Here is a 19,999-nt window from a genome sequence, read left to right on the forward strand (position 1 = left end):
TAAGGGACGTACTCGCTTCTTAATACAGAGGAGGTTACCCCAATTATGACTTATCCTTTTTGACCGATGTGTTGCGAGTAAGGGATTCGGTCAAACGCTTGCCGGTCGGTGTCTGGGCCAAGCCGCCTTTGGCGGTCTCGCGGTGCTTTGACGGCATTGCGCTGCCGACTTCAAGCATCACGTCAATGACTTCGTCAGACGGAATGGCGCTGCGCACACCCGCCAAAGCCATATCCGCTGCGGCAAGTGCGGTCACGGCTCCCAGCCCGTTGCGCACGATACACGGAATCTCGACGAGTCCGGCGACGGGGTCGCATATCAGGCCGAGCGTGTTCTTGAGCGCTAGGCCTACGGCGTGAACGGCCTGCTCAGGTGTGCCACCGCGTAGCTCGACCATAGCGCCAGCGGCCATCCCGATGGCTGAACCAATCTCAGCCTGACAGCCTCCCTCCGCGCCGGAAATGAAGGAATTGTTGGCGATGACGTAGCCAATGGCTCCGGCTGCGAACAAGCCGTGCACCATATGCTCATCATCCCAGCCGAACCGCTCCTGCGCACTAATGAACACACCGGGGATGACTCCGCATGAACCTGCAGTGGGCGTGGCGACAATGCGCCCCATGGACGCATTAACCTCCGACACGGAGAGCGCATAAGCCATGGCGAGCGCGGAGGCATCGCCGGAGCAGGTTTCCCCTGTCCGCAGATATTCGGCTAAGCGCTTGCCGTCGCCGCCCGTTAATCCACTGCGGGATACGGTGTCTTGCGTCTGACCACGATGAACAGCCTCTTTCATGACTTCATAATAATCAGACATTTGGCGGAAGATTTCTTCTTCCGTTGAATTCGTCTCTTGTACCTGCTCTTGAATCATCAGGCGGCCAATCGTGGTGGATTCCTCAGCGCATATAGCGCTGATTTCATGCAGATGGCTAAATCGCATCAGATTCAGCTCCTTTTTTCAAATTAATCATTTTAATTTCGTACATATGTGGTAAGGATTGTAGTTTTGCGATTAATTCAGCCGTAGGAGGACTGTCCGTTTCGATGGCTGTAAGTGCTTCTCCATCCCGACCTTTGCGATCCACGTGCATATAGGCAATGTTAATGTCAGCAGCGCCGAGCGCTGAAGTCACCGCACCTAATGTACCGGGCTTATCCGAGTGAAGAAGCACCAACGTAGACAGCTCTCCGGTTAGGTTGACTCGGAATTCGTTGAGCTGCTGGACATGGATGCTGCCACCGCCGATGGAGGAACCCAGCAGTGTGCGCTGATCCTCACCCTTCCACAGCTCAAAACGGACGGTGTTCGGATGGGGGGCGGGTAGTCCGCTGACGGCAAATTCCACGGTCATCCCGGCCTGCTCCGCCCATTGCTCGGCATCTGGAATTCGATGGTCGTCTGTATCGTAATTGAGCAGTCCTGCGATGAGCGCTAGGTCTGTACCGTGTCCTTTGTATGTGTCAGCGAAGGAGCCGTACAGTGTCATGCGAGCACGGTCAGGCTGCGTCCCGAGCCAGTGACGGGCAACGCGTGCAAGCCGCACCGCGCCTGCAGTGTGTGAACTGGAAGGTCCGGTCATGGCCGGACCGATAATGGAAAATACATCTTTGAAACGCATGGTGTGGCCCCCTGTATGTTCTAGTACCATAGTATATGGTATTTCCGCGTTTTTGCGCGGCTATGACGGTTCCTAATGCTGACGTACAATGTGAGCGCAAAAAAGGACAGGATAAGGAAGTTTCCCTTATCTCTGTCCTCGTTACCTGAGAGTTTCGTGCGGTGTCCTTACCGCCTTACCCCTTGGGTGGCTTGCGCTCTCTCCAGAGTTGCGTCAGATGACGATACATGGACCTGAGAGATTATCCGCCAGCCGGGTGTTGGCGTCTTGCTCCTTCGGTGCCGCCAGCGTGTAAGCCCCTGGACAGACTCTCCCGTCATCTTCATTCGCGTATACCGTTCTACATATCTTTCTTAGCGTAATGTATGCCGTGCTCGGTGTCAATCGCAGGGTTCATTTTTTACATAAACAAGCGAGTTTCCGATAAAAGAGATTAAAATTTACATAATTATGGATGAAATCAGGAAGGAATTAGAAGATAGACAGCTAATCTGATAGAGGACAAGTACATTTATGGAATTATAGGAGGGATATTGACGTATGGTAAAAGGCTTGCGGTTCACAGGTTCACGCTTGAAAGGGGTGCTGCATCTGGCAGCGATCGTATCGCTGCTGATCGGGATCTTCGTTCCATTCGGTCAGGTCAAAGCGGAGGGAGCACTGACAGTAGCCGAGGCACTTCAGCGCCAAGGCAGTGGAGGCACAGTGACGGTGGAAGGTTACATCGTCGGACATGCTACCGGATCGAAAACGGCTAATTTTTCTTCTCCGTTTGCGAATGATTTTAACGTACTGATTGCCGACCAGGCCAATGAACGTAGCACGTCTAATCTATTGGATGTACAGCTGACATCAGCGTACAGAGGGCAATTTGGGCTAACAGGCCATCCTGAGCTGATTGGCAACAAAATCCGTGTGACGGGTACACTCGGCGCCTACAATAATTTTGGTGGAGTGAAAAGCCCAAGCGCTGTTGAACTGGTGAACGGAAGCGAGCCGGGTGAACCAGGTGAACCTGGCGAGCCTAATCCTGGTAACCCGGGTCAACCCGGTACTACACTGCCGGATGGCAAAGGTAAAAAGGTGCTGTTCGATAATACGCACGCACAGACGGCTGGGGCAGCAGATTGGGTCATTGAAGGCGCCTTCTCCGACTTTGCCAATGGACTGCGTAATGTAGGTTTTACAGTGGACCAACTGAACCGTCCCATTCCTTTTACTTATGGAGAACAGGCCATAACCTATGATAAGCTGCGCCAATATGATGTGTTCATCATCGGTGAAGCGAATGTTGCCTTTAAGGCATCCGAGCAGGCTGCCCTGCTGCAATATGTGAATAACGGGGGAAGTGTCTTCTTCATCTCCGACCACTATAATGCGGACCGTAACAAAAACCGTTGGGATTCCTCTGAGGTTATGAATGGCTACCGTCGTGGAGCCTATACTAATCCGGCCAAAGGCATGACTACAGAAGAAGCAGCATCACCGGCGATGCAGGGGTTAACTAGCTCCGATTGGCTGGCAACCAACTTTGGTGTTCGTTTCCGTTACAATGCGCTCGGTGACGTGAATGCTACGGACATTGTAGCCGCAGATCAATCCTTTGGCATTACCAAGGGTGTACGCTCGATTGCCATGCATGCGGGATCTACGCTGGCTATTATTGATCCTACCAAAGCCAAAGGAATTGCCTATATCCCTACAGGTACGAATAAATGGGGCAATGCTGTAGACCAGGGTGTCTATAACGGCGGAGGCCGTGCGGAAGGGCCTTATGCTGCGATCTCCAAGGTAGGTCAAGGCAAGGCAGCATTTATCGGTGATTCTTCCCCTGTAGAAGATGCTACACCGAAATATGCGCGTGAAGAAAACGGACAGTCGAAAAAGACATATGATGGTTTCAAGGAAGTGGACGATGCCACCTTCCTGGTGCAAACGGTCCAATGGCTTGCGTGGAAGCAGGACTACACCAAATTATCCGATGTGGCAGGTTTAACGCTGGATCAACCGACGAAGCTTCTGCCGTTTGAGGAGCCTGCGGCTTCCACAGAACCGCAACCCGAGCCTTGGTCTGCTCCAGCAGCAGGCTACAAATGGTACGATCCAAAAACGTTCAAGTCGGGCTCCTATGGAGCGGCTTCGTAATAAACGTAAAGAATTCAGTGTGAGTGGTTGGGTGCTAGTTTGCCGTTTGATCCTCTGTAGGGGATCAAACGGCTTTTTTGTGATGAAAATTAACCTGTGGTTGGTTATTTGATTACATTTTGTGCCAGGAAAGTCGCGCTACTGCTGGATCATTGATTTTTTAAATGATGTTGATAGCATAATCTTAATTGATATATCCATATACTGGTGATAGGATGTATTCAAATTATTCCGACAAAAACGGTATGTAATGTTCATGAGAGGTTTTAAACATCAAACATGGTGAGAATAAGCGGGACAAGACCATGGAGAATGGAGGAAGCGGGCATTGAATATCAAACCCGTGTTGGAGATTAAGGGATTATCCGTATCTTTTCGCATCAAGGATCAATATCACCCCGCAGTCGACCATCTGGATCTGACGGTCAATCCCAATGAAGTGCTGGCTGTAGTCGGAGAATCCGGTTGTGGCAAAAGCGCGCTGGCGCTTTCGATCCCACAACTGCATGACATGGAGCGAACACGTGTCGAAGGAAAGGTCCTTTTTAAAGGCACGGATCTGATCCGTCTCTCCTCAGGGCAAATGAATAAAATCCGCGGAGCGGGCATTGGCATGATCTTTCAGGACCCGCTGACAGCACTTAACCCGTTAATGTGCATTGGTAAGCAGATCGAGGAAAATCTCGATTATCATACGTCCCTATCTACGAAGCAAAAAAGGGAACGTGTACTGGAGCTACTGGAAAGCGTGGATATACCCAACCCCGTACGTGTGTATGAACAGTATCCGCATGAACTTTCAGGAGGGATGCGCCAGCGTGTGATGATCGCGATTGCCATAGCTTGCCGACCCTCTCTTATTATTGCAGATGAGCCGACGACTGCGCTCGATGTAACCATTCAATCGCAAATTCTTGACTTGCTCAAACAGCTTCAACAGGAGACCGGAAGCGGAATTATTCTGATTACGCACGATCTTGGCGTTGTGGCCGAAGTAGCCGACCGTGTGGTGGTCATGTATGCCGGAGAAATCGTGGAAAGCGCAGATGTTTTTGAATTATTTCGGCATCCGCAGCATCCGTATACGCGTTCCTTGCTAGCCTCCATGCCGGGATCGCATACCAAGGGAGAACCGCTGCATGTCATCGGTGGTATTGTTCCCTCCTTGCAAGATATTCCTCGCAATAGCTGTCGCTTTGCTTCGCGTATTCCTTGGATTCAGCAGAGAATGCATGAAGACCATCCCCGATTAAGTGAAATTTCTCCCGGCCATTGGGTCCGCTGTACATGTTACCAGCATTTTCATTTTGAAGATGAGACAAAGGGAGAGGCTGCTCATGGCACTACTAGAGCTAAATGATTTAAAGGTTCATTATCCGGTGCGCGGCGGTTTTTTCCAGCGTGTCGTTGATCAGGTAAAAGCAGTGGATGGCGTGTCGATCAGCATAGAGGCAGGCCAAACATACGGGCTAGTAGGAGAATCCGGCTGTGGAAAGACGACGACAGGAAGAACGATTATCGGCCTGAATAAGCTGACGAGCGGACAGATTCTTTTTAATGGCAAGGATCTTACGGCTCTGAGTCGTAATAACCGCCATCCGCTGCGTAGAGACATTCAGATGATTTTTCAGGACCCCTATTCTTCGCTTAACCCGCGCAAGCGCGTATTGGATGTCATTGCTGAACCACTGCGAAACTTTGAAAGGCTGAGTAATGAGGAAGAACGGCGGAAAGTACAGATGCTGCTGGAAAAGGTTGGCTTGAACGCTGATGCGGCCTACAAATATCCGCATGAATTTTCCGGGGGACAGCGGCAAAGGATCGGGATTGCGCGTGCGCTGACATTAAACCCAAAACTGATTATTGCAGATGAGCCCGTATCAGCGCTTGACGTTTCTGTGCAGGCACAGGTGCTTAATTTTATGAAGGATGTGCAGCGGGAGTTCAAATTGACGTATTTGTTCATTAGTCATGACCTGGGGATTATCCGCCATATGTGCGACCAAATCGGCATCATGTACCGAGGTCGCTTAGTGGAACAGGGGAGCGAGCAAGATATTTATGAGCGTCCACAGCATTTGTATACCCAGCGGCTTATTGCCACCATTCCCAGTATCGATCCTGCGAAACGGCTGGAAAATGCTCAAAAAAGGCAAAAGCTTTTATCCTCTTACAAGTCAGAGCTGCCCAAACATCTAGACGCGAGTGGAAAGCCGTTTGCACTAAAGTCAGTAAGTTCATCCCATCAAGTCGCGCTACCATAAGGGGGGACAGAATATGTGGAAATTTACAATGCGCCGGCTGCTGGTTATGATCCCTCAACTTTTTGCACTGAGTGTGCTTATATTTTTCCTAGCTAAGGCTATGCCAGGGGATGCCCTGACAGGGCTCATCACTTCAACTCCCAATCTAAATCCGGCTTCACTGGAAGAACAGCGACAAAGACTGGGATTGAATGACCCGGTGTGGGTGCAGTATGGGAACTGGCTCGTCCAGCTTGCTCATGGGGATCTGGGCAAATCTTATGTACATAAAATTAGCGTTACCGATTTGATTGGCAGTCGTTTGGGGAACACGTTCTTTCTGGGTGTTGTGATTCTGGTTCTAACGTATCTGATCGCCATTCCGCTGGGAGTACTCAGCGGTCGTTATCAGCATAGTCTGCTGGATAAAACCGTGGTCGGGTATACCTATCTCAGCTTTGCGACACCTCTATTTATACTCGCATTGCTGTTGTTGTACGTGTTTGGGTTCAGGCTTGGCTGGTTTCCAACCAGCGGCAGTGTGGATGTAGGTGTAGAGCCGGGGACATGGTCATATTACGTGAATAAGTCATATCACCTCATTCTACCGGCGGTTACAGGCGCATTGCTCAGTACAACGGCTACGATTCAGTATTTGCGCAATGAGGTCATTGACACACGTCTGAAGGATTTTGTGAAAACGGCGCGTTCCAAGGGGGTACCCGAAGGAAAGATCTATTCCCGTCATATTTTCAAAAACTCTTTATTACCCATTGCTGCTTTCTTGGGCTACGACCTGACGGGTGTGATTGCGGGCAACGTTTTCCTAGAATCTATTTTTGGTTATCCGGGGTTGGGCCAGCTATTTCTTCAGTCCATCACCCAACGGGACTTTTCAGTTGTGAACGCACTGGTCATGATCTCCGGCTTCTTGGCACTATTAGGGACCCTTTTATCTGATGTCATCCTAAGCAAGGTCGATCCCCGCATTCGAATTGAATAGAGAACAAGTCTAGAGAAAAGGAGGGATTATGGTGTCTATGCAGGTGGAGGACGTCTTCTCGCCGGAAATCATTCGTAAATCACCGTCTAGCTGGTCTGTACTGCGTCGTGAACTCGTACGTGACAAAATGGCCTTGATTTCCATTGGATTTGTGGCTCTGTTCTTGATTTTTATATATGCCTCTGTCCTGTTTGTCAATCAGGATGTAGTCACGACGGTCGATTTGGGTGCGATCCGCGAAGCTCCCGGTTCGGTGCATTGGCTGGGTACGGACCGAGCGGGCAGGGATATATTCGGCCAGCTGGTCATTGGGGCCCGCAATTCCTTTACCATTGGCTTTACGATTACTTTGTTATCCGCCGCCATCGGCTTGACGCTGGGCTTACTGGCTGGGTTTTATGGAGGACTGGTTGATAACATCATCATGCGAATCATTGATTTTATCCTGGTGCTTCCATTCTTGATGCTGGTTATCGTATTTGTCAGCATTGTGCCCAAAAGCGGCATAGGTTCCTTTATTTTTATTATGACTGCCTTTTTATGGATTGGAAAAGCGCGCCTGATCCGGGCCAAGGTGCTGTCTGAGCGGGAACTGGACTACGTGCAGGCTTCCAAAACCCTTGGCACACCCAATTGGAAGATCATCTGGTTGGGTGTGCTGCCCAATCTCAGCTCTGTTGTGATTGTTAATCTAACGCTCAGTCTTGCGGGAAATATCGGGATCGAGACCGGGCTTTCCTATCTCGGCTTTGGCTTGCCGGAATCTACTCCGAGCTTGGGGACACTGGTGAGTTATGCGAATGACCCGGATGTATTGCAGAACAACTGGTGGATGTGGTTGCCTGCCTCACTGCTTATATTGGTGCTAATGCTGGCAATCAACTTTATCGGTCAGGCGCTCAAACGTGCCACTGATGCCAAACAACGATTGGGTTAAACCGAAATTCAAGGATAAGGACAACAACAAGGAGGGGTTTACAATGGTTAAACGCTGGAAAAAAGGAATTCTGCCTGTTCTATCTGCCATTTTGGTGCTTTCTTTGGCTGCATGCAGCGGCTCGCCTTCCGCTTCGAATGGAGCAAAATCGTCTGACGGTACAGGTGGATCAGGGGCCGACAGCAAGCAGGTGAATGCGACTGCGCTGGCAAAGGCGGTCAAGAACGATAACCCCCCGATTAAGGGCGGCATCATCAATTATGCACTCGTGTCCGATACCCCTTTTGAAGGTATTCTGAATCCTGTATTTTATGATGGAAATCCGGATTTTGAAGTCTTCCAGTTTTTCTACCCTTCCCTGTTTTCGATTGATTCCAATCTGAATATTGACGATAAAGGAGCGGCGACGATTTCCTTTTCCGCAGACAATAAGGCGGTGACTGTCAAAATTGATCCCAAGCTGAACTGGACAGATGGTAATCCCGTAACGGCAGAGGACTATGCTTTTTCCTATGAAGTGATCGGCCACAAAGACTATGAAGGTCCACGTTATGATAGTTTTATGACCAACATTGTAGGTATGGAAGATTATCACGCCGGCAAGGCCAAGACCATTTCTGGCGTCAAGGTGCTGAATGAGAAAGAGGTTACCATTCATTTTAAGGAACCTAATCCTTCGGTAAAGTCGGGACTTTGGTCCACACCACTGGAGAAGAAGGTATTCCGGAACATTCCCGTAAAGGATATGGCTGGATCTGACCCTGTCCGTAAACATCCGATTGGCTATGGGCCATTCAAAATTAAATCTATGGTCACAGGTGAATCTGTGGAATTCGTCAAAAATGAAGATTATTTCCGCGGTGCGCCCAAGTTGGATGGCCTTCATCTGAAGGTTGTGAATCCGAATGTCATTACTGAGGCGTTGAAAAGCGGAGAAATCGACTGGGCCAGCTATCCAACTACCCGTTACAATGAGGCCAGTAATCCGAAAAATGTACAGTTTCTCGGTCAGGAGGAATTGTCTTATAGCTATGTAGGCTTTAAGCTGGGCAAATTCGATCAGGCCAAGAGTCTAAATATTATGGACCCGAACGCCAAGCTGGGGAACAAGTCATTGCGTCAGGCCCTTGGCTACGCGCTGAATAATGAGCAGGTTGGCAAGCAGCTCTATCATGGGCTTCGGACTCCTGCGACATCCCTGATCCCGCCCGCCTTCAAGGGATACCATGATGTGAATGCGAAGGGCATTGCGTATGATCCAGACAAGGCGAAAAAGCTGCTGGACGAGGCAGGATATGTGGATACCAATGGAGATGGATACCGTGAAGACCCTAAGGGCAAGGAACTGGTGCTCCATTATGCAGCAATGAGCGGGGATGCGACGGCCGAATCGCTGGCTAAGTTTTATTTGCAAAATTGGAAGGATGTCGGGCTTCATGTCGAACTGGTGGACGGTCGTCTGCTGGAGTTCAATTCTTTCTATGACCGTGTGCAGAAGGATGACCCGGGCATTGATATTTTTGGCGGCGCATGGAGTACAGGTACAGATGTAAACCCTAGTGGGCTGTATGGACGCGGAGCCAGCTTTAACTACTCGCGCTTTACCAGTGAAGAGAATGATAAGCTGTTGCAGGAAGGGGTGTCTGTGAAAGCCTTTGACGACAATTATCGTAAAGATATATACAATCAGTGGCAGGCGTATATGAGCGAGGAGGCGCCGATTGTACCGACGTTATTCCGTTACTCATTGGAGGCAGTAAATAATCGGGTAGCCAATTACGATATTACCCGCGGCAAGGAGTACGATGCAGACGCGTTTGCGAATATTACGTTAACTGCGGAAAAAGCAGAAGTAGCCCAATAATCTAAAAAAGCGCAATAGCCTGAAGAAGCGCGAACCGGATTGATCCGATCTCGCGCTTCTTTTGGCCTGTTCATGCAAACATTCTGGGGATTCTCGAAGGGAGAGAAGGAAGACGGAAATACGTCAGCTTCAATACTTCATAGCCGTATGCGAGGAACTGCATTTTACGAAGGCTTCGGAAAAGATCGGTATCTCTCAACCCACGCTTAGCTTGCAAATTAAGGCGCTGGAAGAGGAACTGGGCATGACGCTCTTTGACCGTGCAGGCAAGAAAATCAAAATGACAGATGCCGGGAAACTGCTGCTGCAACACAGTGCGCATGCGCTCAAAGATTTACAGCAAGCGAAGGCTTCTATTGAGGAACTGCGTACCGAGCAACGCGGCAGTTTACGGATTGGTATCGCATTACCGGAGCTAGAGGAGTCGTTGCAAGAGATGTTTGCCCACTTTCATCGGTCATTTTCTAAAATCAGCTTGCACATCTGTCCATCCTTTGATGTAACAGAACAGCTGCTGGATAACCGTGTGGACGTTGGCATCACCCTACATTCGGGTACAGATGAAAGGCTTGTCCAGCTTCCTCTTCGCACAGAGAACTACTGTCTTATTGTCCCCGTAAATCATGCATTTTCCAATCGTTCTTCCCTTATGCTGGACGAATTGAGGCATGTACCCTGGGCGATGCAGCCAGAGTGCCATCCCGGCAGGAAGCTGATTGAGAAATGCTTCCGTGATCGCGGGTATCCCTTTGCAACCGTCCTGGAAACAAATTCTATACCTTCAATCCTACGCTGGGTGCAGGAGGGACTTGCCGTAACCCTACAGACGAAGTCCCTTGCGGCCGAACTGGATCGTTCACTTTTTTGCACGGTGCCTATTTTGCGTGGCGTGCCCCAAGGTCAGCTAGAGTTGATTTATCGGTCTGACCGTTACCAGGGAGAAGCAGTGAAGCGATTGATTGAAAAGATACAAGCTGTACTAACAGAGTGTTCCAACTAGTGGCAACCCTGATGAGTACTACGTGCTTTAATGTGTACGAACTTCTAGCCTGCGTGCAATCAGTGACATACTGTAATTAACGGCAAAGTACAGGAAAGCAGCGAACAGCAGAGCTGGAATGACAAAAGATTGATTTTGTCCACCGACGATCTGAATGTTATGCGTCAGCTCCGGCAAACTGATAATGACAGCCAGTGAGGTATCCTTGAATAGGGAAATGAACTGGCTGACAATAGGAGGTACCATGCGACGAAGCGCTTGGGGTAGAATGATATGCCATAAGGTTTGAGAATAGCTTAGACCGGAGGAACGTGCGGCTTCCAGCTGTCCTTTATGAACCGAATTGAGACCGCTGCGTACAATTTCGGCAATCATGGCTCCCTCGAAGATCGACAGTCCTGTAATGGCTGCCCACTTGAGGGAAATCGATAATCCGATGGATGGCAAAACCATGCCGATGAAGAAAATAATGAGCAATAAGGGCAGGTTGCGAATCAGATCAATGATAAAGGCTGCAACCTGTGAAAGGACAGGTATACGGGTATAGCGCAGGATGCCGAACACAATACCGAGAGCGAAGCTGAATATGATAGAGTAAATAGCGACCTCCAGCGTGAGCAGGAAGCCCTCCAGAATAAAACGCACATTAGGCCATGCAAACAATCCACCGAAATCCATACGGGCTTCCCTCCTTAGGATGTTTTGGAAAAGCGTCGCTCCATATATAGCACAAGAAAGCTGAGTGGAACCGTCAATACAAGATACAGCAGCGCCGTGATCGCATAGACTGTGATGGGCAGGAAGGTATCTGAGTTAATGAGGTCCGAGTAATACATGAGATCCAGTCCAGCCACAATGGCCAGCACGGAAGAGTTTTTGACCAGATTGATGAATTGGTTGCCGATTGCAGGCAGTACAATTTTAATGGCTTGCGGTAAAATAATGCTGATCATCGTCTGGTTGTAATTCAACCCGGAGGACCTTGCCGCTTCAAATTGTCCCTTGGGTACAGATTGAATGCCGGCACGTATAGCTTCTGCAATAAAAGAGGCTGTGTACACAGTCAATCCAAGCGTTCCAGATACAAAGCCGTCCAAGGGGATGCCCAGAGTGGGAAGACCGAGATAAAAAAACAGTACAACAATCAGCAATGGAATATTGCGGATGACCTCTACATAGACAGTACCGATCCAGTTTAGCCATTTAAAAGGCGCAATTCGGAAGATGGCAATGATTGCCCCCAGAATGAAGCTTCCGATCAAGGCAATAACACTAGCTTGAACGGTATGAAGCAAGCCTTCTCTGAAACGGTCGCCATGATCGAAAAGTACGTTGATATCAAAAGTTAGCATCTACGGGTATACCTCCTTATCCAGAGCTAAGAAAGGAAGGAGCACGCAATCGCGGCTCCTTCACAAGATCATTATTCGGGTTTAACCCCAAGCCATTGCTCATGCAGCTTATCGTATTCACCATTGCTTTTCAGTTCCTTGATCGTATCATTAATGGCTTGCAGCAGTTCGGTCTGCCCCTTTTTCACTGCAATACCGTAAGGTTCCTCTGTGAAGTTCCCACCTACTAGGGTATAATTCGGATCTTGCTGTTGCATGCCAAGCAGAATAGAGTTATCGGTCGTCAGCGCTTGCCCTTTACCTGCCTTGAGGGCGTTGAAGGCATCTTGATAGTTTTCGAACTCTAAAATCGTTGCTTTGGGCGCTTTTTCGCGGATATTTTTTGCGGAGGTAGAGCCTTTAACAGCGAGTACCTTGGTATCGGGTGTCAGGGACTCCAGACCGGTGATCGGGCTTCCTTTTTTCACGAGTAGGGATTGACCTGCATTAAAGTAGACATCGCTGAAATCGACCTGTTTTTTGCGCTCATCCGAAATGGTCATCGTGGCGATAATAGCGTCGATGTCCCCATTTTGCAGTAAGGTGATTCGTGTTTTGGACGTGACTTCCTTGAGTTCGAGCTTGGTTTCATCACCAAAAATATGCTTGGCTACAGCCTTGGCGATGTCGATATCAAAGCCCTCGACTTTCCCGCTAGCCGGATCTTTTAGTCCGAATAACTTGGTGTCGTACTTCACCCCAACGACCAGTTTGCCACGCTGTTTGATGGCTTCCAGCCCGTTGGGAGCTGCTGACTCATTCCCCGACGTTGCTGCTTCTTGTTTGCCTCCACAACCTGCCAAGACGAGCAGACAGGATAATGCAACCAGCACCAAAGTACTCCACTGAAATCTTTTTCTCATCAAAATGATCCCCTTTCAATTTTTATTGCATTAATAATAGTCCGTTTAATGATGAATCAGACGGCTCAGGAACAAACGAGCCCGTTCTTCACCCGGATTCTGAAAAAACTCAGCAGGCTGGCTGTCTTCCAAGATCTGTCCTTTGTCCATAAAAATCACGCGGTCAGCCACTTCACGGGCAAAGCCCATTTCATGAGTGACGATGACCATCGTGATGCCTTGATGGGCAAGCGAGCGCATGACATCCAGCACCTCTCCGATCGTTTCGGGGTCCAGAGCTGAAGTCGGCTCGTCAAACAGCATAATTTTCGGATTCATTGCGAGTCCACGGGCAATTGCAACCCGCTGTTGCTGTCCACCGGACAATTGGGCGGGGTAGCTCTGTGCCTTTTCTTCAATTCCGACACGCTTCAGATAGGTGAGGGCAGTTTGAATAGCTTCTTCTTTCGGGATGCCCAGTACCTTCATCGGTGCCAGTACAATGTTCTCAATCACCTTTTTGTGGGGATACAGATTGAAATGCTGGAACACCATCCCGATATTGCGGCGGAAGGCGTTAATATCAATTTTTTTGTCATGCACGGGGACATCGTTAACGATTAGCTCCCCATCAGATATCGTTTCCAGACGATTGATGCAGCGAAGCAGGGTGCTTTTACCTGAGCCGGAGGGACCGATGATGACAACGACCTCGCCCTCCTTAATCTGAAGATTGATGTCTTTAAGTACATGAAAGTGACCGTAATGCTTGTTGACATTGCGAAAATGGATCAGAGAGCTCACCCCTTTTTTGACTTGAATACATCGCTTAGTAGACGGAATGACAAGATGCAGTTCTATTAGAATTTCGAAATTTCTCTCATGATACTATAAGCTTACAATAAAAAACAAGATTTTATGTCAATAAACTTTACGTGAAAGGTATTTTTGGCTGTTTTTATACTAGTTATTTGTTATTTATATGATGAAAACGAATATATATCCACAATTTAATGTTATTTAGTTTGACATAAACTATGAAACCTCGACATGCAGAGGGAGAAACGTGACAAAAGCAGCGCTATGTTTTACAGTAGGGAAGAAGGAATTTAGGGTAAAGGAAGGATAGACAATGACGAAAGCTATTTCACCGCTAGTCACGGCATTGGGCATGGAGCCCCATCCAGAAGGCGGCTGGTACAAAGAGATGTGGAAGGCCAATTTTCAAATTCCGAAGCCTGTACTGCCGGATGTGTATTCCGGTCCGCGCTTTGCAGCTTCGTCTACGTATTTCTTGCTGCATCCGGGTGAGTTCTCCGAGTGGCATGTGGTCCATTCTGACGAGCTGTGGTTGTACCATAGTGGAAGCCCTATAGAGTTAAAATTGGGTGGAAGCGGAGAAGAACCTGGCGAAGAAACGGTAATTATCGTTGGTGCAGATGTGGAGGCAGGACAACATCCACAAGCACTCGTACCAGGAACTGTATGGCAAACGGCACGTCCGCTGGGGGATGAGCCTGTGCTGGTAACCTGTGTTGTTGCACCAGGATTCCACTTTGATGATTTCAAGCTGATTGCCAAGGGTAAGGTGGAGTAGGAATGTTTTATCGGCGGGTATAATCCTGGATAAACAGGACCTTACCCGCCTGATTTGTTGTTACGGGTATTTTTGTTAGTGTTAGAGAGCTGCCATTTGTTGTATACTTTGGATCTTTGTTTTTTTTCGAAAACCAGCTGCAAACTTTATCACTCGTGCAGTACCATATGATCTGACGTTTGGCCTCTGTTTGATCCTCTGGTATACAGCATAGCGGTTTCTCCCCATTCCTTTCGCTTGGTACATGGCGATATCGGCCTCTTTCAGTAAAGAAGGCAGGGGCTTCTTCGGAGAAGGATGCATAGTAATCCCGATGCTACCTGTAACTTGAAGATTGATTCCCTGGATGTTATAAGGAACGCTGATTTTTTGCAGCAGCAGTTCTGCCAGAACTGTGACCTGATCGGCATCATAATCCTTCATAATGAGTAGAAATTCGTCACCACCGATTCGAAAAGCTTTCTGATGGGAGTTTGTTACCTGGAGTAAATGATCGCTTACCCGTCTGAGCAGCTTATCACCGATTTGATGTCCATATGTGTCATTAATGGCTTTGAATCCATCCAGATCAAGATACATAATAGCAAAGGCTTCCTTGCCGTTGCTTCGTTTCCAAAATAGCTCAAGTGCATTCCGATTGAATAGACCCGTTACAGGGTCCTGATAGGCAAGTTTCCGCAGCAAATTTCTTTCCATCATCACAGAATGTAAAAAAATTAACGTATATATCCACAGCGCCAAAGTTAGACCGATTAGAAGTAAGGCTGTTAAAGATATACTCAATGGGGTCACCACCAATATAGTTTATAGGTTATTCCGCTTCTATTAGCGGCATTAGGTTAGTTGTCTGGCATGAACGATGAGTCGATGTGTCGGATTTACAAGAGGGTCACAGGTAATTAGTGTGAGAAGCTTTTGTTTCTTGATGCTTTTTAAAACGGAGACATTTGAAGGAGTGACGACTGAGATGTTGTAGACCTTGTATACGTATTTTTCACCCCGAGTGTGAATTAGAATCTGATCTCCGATTTTCACCTCATTAAGCCGGTTAAATAAACGTCCAGTTGTTCGTGAGCGATGAGCGGCTATGGCAGCATTCCCCACCTGGCCGAGTGTCGCAGTTTCCGACATATGTACGGCTGCATATCTCATATGCTGTTGGGTTGCACCTTCGAGTACAGGAAGTTCCAGCCCGATACGATCAATCTGGATTGTAGCGATTGGGGCTTGCTCTGAAGCTGACGATGGGGGAGTGGTTTGAGACAATTGTGGCCCATCCACTGCTGCAGTATTTGTCAGCCAATTGGACAAATTTGTATAGCCTTTCATCATTTCGGGAGTCAGTGTCGATGTATCTGTATTTGATAATGATTCAGCTTCCTGTAATAGCTCTTTTTGCTTTTGATTTTCCAACCATTCATTAGCGGTAGGAAATAACATAATGATGATTCCTAACATGATGCTCACGTATGCCAGCTTACGCAATTGAAAAGCCTCCTAATACAGTAATCCATAGATCGGACATGTAAAATAATTCCCCTTCTCGCTAGTGATGAGCTGAGAAGGGGGATTTTTGATTATAAAATGTTATTTATTTTTTATGCGTTCGTCTATAACCCAGATAGGCCCCCAGAAGAATTAAGAACATGCCACTTACATAGAAGGGAGCAGGACTGTTTTCTCCTGTCTTTGGCAATGTATCCACCTTGGGTGTATGACCCGGATCACTTGGATTCTCTGGTTTTTCTGCGGGTAGGCGGATTACACCCTTAGGTACTGGGTCTTCTTCAATCTTCACGGGCGGAGAAGGCTCCTGGTGAGGATCGGCTTCCGGTGTCTCAGGTTGCACCCCTGGTTCAGCGGATGGTTGCGCCTCTGGTTCTACAGGTGGCTGTTCAATAACCGGAACGCCCAACGGAACATCCTCATCCTCAATAATTTTCGGCTCTTCGGTTGTTACGGGCGTAACAGGCGTCGCCGGAGGTTCAGTTATTTCAGGGTCCTTATCATGTTTTTTGCCTGAGCCCGGACTCGTAGGTGTACCCGGATCGGTAGGCGTACCTGGGTTTGTAGGCGTACCTGGATCAGTAGGTGTACCCGGACCCGGATCAACAGGAGTGTCTTTTTTGTTGGTGATTACGATTTGTTTAATGCCTGAACTTTGTTTGATAGTTGTATCTATTTTGATTTCTGTTTTTGGCGCTGTTATTTTGTAGCCTTCAGGAGCAGTAAGCTCCTCCAGGATGTAGTCATCATAACTCAATGAAGAAAATACGATTTTCCCGTCCAAATTGGTAGTTTGGACAAGAGGTGCTCTTTTCTGATTCTTGTCATAGAGTGCAAAACGTGCCCCGGATAGAACCTTATTGTGATCGTCCTCATCAACTTTGGTAATCTCCAGACTTCCCGTAACTCCTCCTCCTGATCCTGAACCAGAGGATGTGCGCACGGTAATTTCCTTACTTGTTTCCCTGATTTCGGTGGTCAAACGGTCGCCCTCGAAATTAACCTTATTGCTCACTTTTGCCTTGTCTTCAGCTTGAAGAAAGGATTGATATTGCAAAATATAACCTGATGATATAGCCTTCGCAAAGGCAAGCTCAAAGGATTGCTGACCTTGAGCAGTCGTTGTTATTTTTAGCTTATAATCCTGATCCTTGACTAACTCAGTGTCCCTAACAGCTTCTCCGTTGGCAGACACTTTGGTGGAGTATAGATGAAAGGAATCTTCAATCAGAATTTGATTATTGCTGGGCGTATCCACGATCTTCGCGTTGGAGACATGGGATTGCCCTTCATTGATATGGATGTTCCAGTCGATTTTATTTCCATTCTGAGCACCGGACTTTGTCACGTATTCTCCACCGTGGGGCACAGTCACTTTGGCAGTCCATTCCGAATCTACATTTTTTCCATCCATAAGCAGAGCGTTATTGTTAATCTCTTTATCAATAAGCTCTCCTTCCAATGTTGTTTGGAAAGTAACCCAGTAAGGAGAGTTGATGGACTGGTTAAACTGGATGCTCAGCTCGTTGTTGTTAGCGGCGGAAGGTAAAACCAGAGTATATTGGCTCGAAGGCACTTCGCCCCCTTTTTGTACGCCATTCCACCACCCGAGCAGGGTCATATCGTACACTTTAACTGAATTTGGGACCAGTTTTTGCCCTTGTAACAAGGTATCCCTAATTTCAGCATGATTCAGAGTTTTGCGGTTATAGTTGGCCTTAATGTCCCATGTAATTTGCTTGGAGCTGGCATTGTAACTACCTGACTTCGCCCCATTTTGCTGGGTCATATTGTCCGGCCATAATCGAGCTTCGGCCTCAGCAGTTTGTGTTGTTCCGTTGTATAACCAAGTGATAGAGGCTTTATTCCAAAAGTCCGGCTTGGTTTTGTCGATTTTCCATTCATTGTTAAAGGTAGTTGTGTAGTTAATGGTGTACGTGTCTTGAATCTTTTTATGAAAACGTATAGTGAACCCTTTTTTGTAATCCAGCGTAAGAGGGATCAGTTCGTAGTCTGTCGGTGATGTTAGTGTTGTTTTTCCGTCCGCGCTTTGGATCTTCAATGTGTTCGGCAATAAGGCCAGACCGCCATTCGGAAAGGCATCGTCGATAACGATTTGATCCATTGTATACTTATCCGCATTAATAGAAATGACCCAAGGAATTGTTTTGGTGTTATAGTTCGGTTCCTTATAGCCTTTGGTGATAATTATACTTTTCAGTTCGGTGGTTGTTTCTTTTGTTACCCCATCAGAAGTTACACTGTTCGTTATTTTACTATTTTTAACTACACGATCTATAGCCTTTGTTTGATAACGGATGGTATATGAGGCTTCAATATCCGTATTGAAAAGCAGATTGAAACCATTGGTACCATGATCGTCAGTAACTGGAGTGACGCTGTATTGGGATGCAGGGAGCTCATCCTGTGTATCCCCTTTATACACTTTAAGTGAATTTATGATGAGTTGTTGGCTGTTATTAAAACGGTCACTTAACGCGGCTTTAGCTGCGGGAATTTTTTTGTTGGCAAAATTATATTTGATTGCCCATGAGATCGTTTGTGTGACTGGGTCGTATTTCTCCACTTTTTTGCTTAAAAAATCCCCGCGTTGAACAGTGACTGTAGCTGTTGCGGACGTATCTCTCACATCGTCCCCTGAAAAAGTGGCTGTGTTGGAGAAACGAGTATCCTCGCTTGTTATGTTTGTGGAGTATTGAATTCGGTAGGCGCTGTTAATACTCTCCTCGTTAAAACGGATTCTGAAGCCCGGCACAACCGGATCAGCCTCTACTGTATACTTATCTGCGCTAACAGTGTCCCCCAGCACGGTGGTTCCGTTCACATTAATTTGTAAATGGTTTACCCGGATGGAGTCCTTGACTAGTTCTAGTCCTTGGGGAGTTGGGTCGGTTACTACAGCGTGTTTGATAGGATCCAAGTGTTTATTTACGTTAACTGTCCAATGAATTTGGTCTTTTCCATCAAACTTTCCTTGTTTCTCCATTGTAGGGCCAGCTGCAGGCTTAATATTTACGATAGCCGTTTGCTCGCCGCCTTTGATCGGGATCGCAATAATAACTTGTGTACTGCCTTTTTCTATTTGTGTGCTAAATTCAGTTTTGATCTCTAGCTTACCGCTGACATTAGAGTGGCTTTCTACGTAATCATTAAATGTCATAACCACTTTACCTTGACGGTCTACGGTAAAATGACCTACTTCTCCATCTGTATTCGTCAAAGGAGACGTAATATCTGTGTAAATTTGGAATTGCTCAGGTAATTGAAAGGTAAAGGTGTCTCCAGCTTTATACGTATGGTTCGGCAGTTCCCATTCATAGCCTAAATGGATGGCGGAACCAATATCAATACGGCTATCGGGATTATACACTGCATCAATAACACTTCCAGTAGAATCTGTAAGGGTTAGCTTGGTTAAAATACTTTCTTGAGTTGCCCTAACTTCAGAAGTTGAGCCAGCAGTTGGTTCAGGGACTGGAGCCGGGACAGCAGGTGGGATGTTAATTGGCTCTGAGGGCATTGGATAAACATCGTTAGTCACACTCTGAACCGGATCGGTTCCTGGGGTCACTGGCAGAGTAGAGTCGGGATTTTGTGCATAAGCTTGTGTTGTGCTGAACAAACACTGCAAAAAGAGCAATAGCGCAACCGTTGCTGTATTCCATTTTTTTCTCATACGGTAAACAAATCTCCTATTCTTAAAATACTCTTATTTAACGGCTAATGGTTATTCCTTCGAGGTCGAGAGAACTGTATTTATATATTCATCATTCATTCATATGATGCTATGTTAGCCGCATTAATTACTTGTTCAGAATTTATGAAAAT

17 protein-coding genes, 1 pseudogene and 1 riboswitch are annotated in these 19,999 nt (G+C 47.4%); of the genes and pseudogenes, 9 read left to right on the forward strand and 9 right to left on the reverse strand.

Features of this window, described 5'->3' with window-relative positions:
* Positions 1 to 43: 43 nt before the first annotated feature.
* Both sdaAA and sdaAB read right to left on the reverse strand, forming a co-directional pair.
* On the reverse strand, positions 44 to 943 hold the full coding sequence (gene sdaAA / locus EGM68_RS02395) for an L-serine ammonia-lyase, iron-sulfur-dependent, subunit alpha (protein ID WP_129548589.1): 900 nt from the start codon (positions 941 to 943) through the stop codon (positions 44 to 46).
* Positions 933 to 1,622: an L-serine ammonia-lyase, iron-sulfur-dependent subunit beta gene (sdaAB, locus tag EGM68_RS02400; protein ID WP_040102319.1), complete on the reverse strand. Its 690-nt coding sequence runs from the start codon at positions 1,620 to 1,622 to the stop codon at positions 933 to 935. Before sdaAB ends, sdaAA begins: the two co-directional genes overlap by 11 nt.
* A 211-nt stretch (positions 1,623 to 1,833) precedes the next feature.
* Positions 1,834 to 1,948: riboswitch (glycine riboswitch) on the reverse strand.
* A 214-nt stretch (positions 1,949 to 2,162) separates the two neighbouring features.
* Between sdaAB and EGM68_RS02405 the strand changes: the two genes are divergently transcribed.
* The 8 genes and pseudogenes from EGM68_RS02405 to EGM68_RS02435 all read left to right on the forward strand — a co-directional run bounded on the left by EGM68_RS02405 (position 2,163) and on the right by EGM68_RS02435 (position 10,814).
* Complete coding sequence (locus EGM68_RS02405) at positions 2,163 to 3,767, forward strand: DUF6359 domain-containing protein (protein WP_013369042.1); 1,605 nt, start codon at positions 2,163 to 2,165, stop codon at positions 3,765 to 3,767.
* Positions 3,768 to 4,095: 328 nt separating this feature from the next.
* On the forward strand, positions 4,096 to 5,127 hold the full coding sequence (locus EGM68_RS02410; RefSeq protein WP_064962201.1) for an ABC transporter ATP-binding protein: 1,032 nt from the start codon (positions 4,096 to 4,098) through the stop codon (positions 5,125 to 5,127).
* Positions 5,105 to 6,031 (forward strand): ABC transporter ATP-binding protein, encoded by a 927-nt coding sequence (locus EGM68_RS02415; RefSeq protein ID WP_064962202.1) that lies wholly within the window; start codon positions 5,105 to 5,107, stop codon positions 6,029 to 6,031. Before EGM68_RS02410 ends, EGM68_RS02415 begins: the two co-directional genes overlap by 23 nt.
* Positions 6,032 to 6,044: 13 nt before the next feature.
* Entirely contained in the window at positions 6,045 to 7,013 is a 969-nt protein-coding gene (gene opp4B / locus EGM68_RS02420) for an oligopeptide ABC transporter permease (protein ID WP_129548590.1), read from the forward strand.
* Between the two features lie 37 nt (positions 7,014 to 7,050).
* On the forward strand, positions 7,051 to 7,950 hold the full coding sequence (locus EGM68_RS02425; protein WP_206099053.1) for an ABC transporter permease: 900 nt from the start codon (positions 7,051 to 7,053) through the stop codon (positions 7,948 to 7,950).
* A 43-nt stretch (positions 7,951 to 7,993) separates the two neighbouring features.
* Positions 7,994 to 9,814, forward strand: a complete 1,821-nt coding sequence (gene opp4A / locus EGM68_RS02430; protein ID WP_129548592.1) for an oligopeptide ABC transporter substrate-binding protein — start codon at positions 7,994 to 7,996, stop codon at positions 9,812 to 9,814.
* A gap of 61 nt (positions 9,815 to 9,875) precedes the next feature.
* Positions 9,876 to 10,052: pseudogene (locus EGM68_RS25940) on the forward strand (LysR family transcriptional regulator); the annotation flags it as partial.
* A gap of 6 nt (positions 10,053 to 10,058) precedes the next feature.
* Positions 10,059 to 10,814, forward strand: coding sequence for a LysR family transcriptional regulator substrate-binding protein (locus EGM68_RS02435; RefSeq protein WP_240664165.1), 756 nt, complete (start codon positions 10,059 to 10,061; stop codon positions 10,812 to 10,814).
* Positions 10,815 to 10,841: 27 nt separating this feature from the next.
* Here the strand turns inward: EGM68_RS02435 and EGM68_RS02440 are convergent, their stop codons facing one another.
* From EGM68_RS02440 to EGM68_RS02455, 4 genes are all read right to left on the reverse strand, one after another.
* Positions 10,842 to 11,492, reverse strand: coding sequence for an amino acid ABC transporter permease (locus EGM68_RS02440; RefSeq protein ID WP_013369049.1), 651 nt, complete (start codon positions 11,490 to 11,492; stop codon positions 10,842 to 10,844).
* 14 nt (positions 11,493 to 11,506) lie between these two features.
* Entirely contained in the window at positions 11,507 to 12,166 is a 660-nt protein-coding gene (locus EGM68_RS02445) for an amino acid ABC transporter permease (protein ID WP_025679585.1), read from the reverse strand.
* 71 nt (positions 12,167 to 12,237) lie between these two features.
* Positions 12,238 to 13,068, reverse strand: a complete 831-nt coding sequence (locus tag EGM68_RS02450; RefSeq protein WP_025679588.1) for a transporter substrate-binding domain-containing protein — start codon at positions 13,066 to 13,068, stop codon at positions 12,238 to 12,240.
* Between the two features lie 45 nt (positions 13,069 to 13,113).
* Complete coding sequence (locus tag EGM68_RS02455; RefSeq protein WP_017427181.1) at positions 13,114 to 13,851, reverse strand: amino acid ABC transporter ATP-binding protein; 738 nt, start codon at positions 13,849 to 13,851, stop codon at positions 13,114 to 13,116.
* A gap of 328 nt (positions 13,852 to 14,179) precedes the next feature.
* Between EGM68_RS02455 and EGM68_RS02460 the strand changes: the two genes are divergently transcribed.
* Entirely contained in the window at positions 14,180 to 14,644 is a 465-nt protein-coding gene (locus tag EGM68_RS02460; RefSeq protein WP_013369054.1) for a cupin domain-containing protein, read from the forward strand.
* An 81-nt stretch (positions 14,645 to 14,725) separates the two neighbouring features.
* Here the strand turns inward: EGM68_RS02460 and EGM68_RS02465 are convergent, their stop codons facing one another.
* The 3 genes from EGM68_RS02465 to EGM68_RS02475 form a co-directional block, all read right to left on the reverse strand.
* Positions 14,726 to 15,427 carry a GGDEF domain-containing protein gene (locus EGM68_RS02465; protein WP_025679593.1) on the reverse strand — a complete coding sequence of 234 codons (702 nt, stop codon included), beginning with the start codon at positions 15,425 to 15,427 and terminating at the stop codon, positions 14,726 to 14,728.
* Between the two features lie 51 nt (positions 15,428 to 15,478).
* A complete protein-coding gene (locus EGM68_RS02470) occupies positions 15,479 to 16,129 on the reverse strand; it encodes a class D sortase (RefSeq protein ID WP_025679595.1) in 651 nt (216 codons plus the stop codon).
* A gap of 106 nt (positions 16,130 to 16,235) precedes the next feature.
* The gene (locus EGM68_RS02475) at positions 16,236 to 19,847 is read right to left on the reverse strand and encodes an LPXTG cell wall anchor domain-containing protein (RefSeq protein WP_129548593.1); all 3,612 of its coding nucleotides are present in this window, start codon (positions 19,845 to 19,847) and stop codon (positions 16,236 to 16,238) included.
* Between the last annotated feature and the right edge of the window lie 152 nt (positions 19,848 to 19,999).

Origin of the sequence: Paenibacillus sp. M-152 (genome assembly GCF_003856555.1) — a bacterium.
Classification (GTDB): Bacteria; Bacillota; Bacilli; order Paenibacillales; family Paenibacillaceae; genus Paenibacillus; species Paenibacillus polymyxa_C.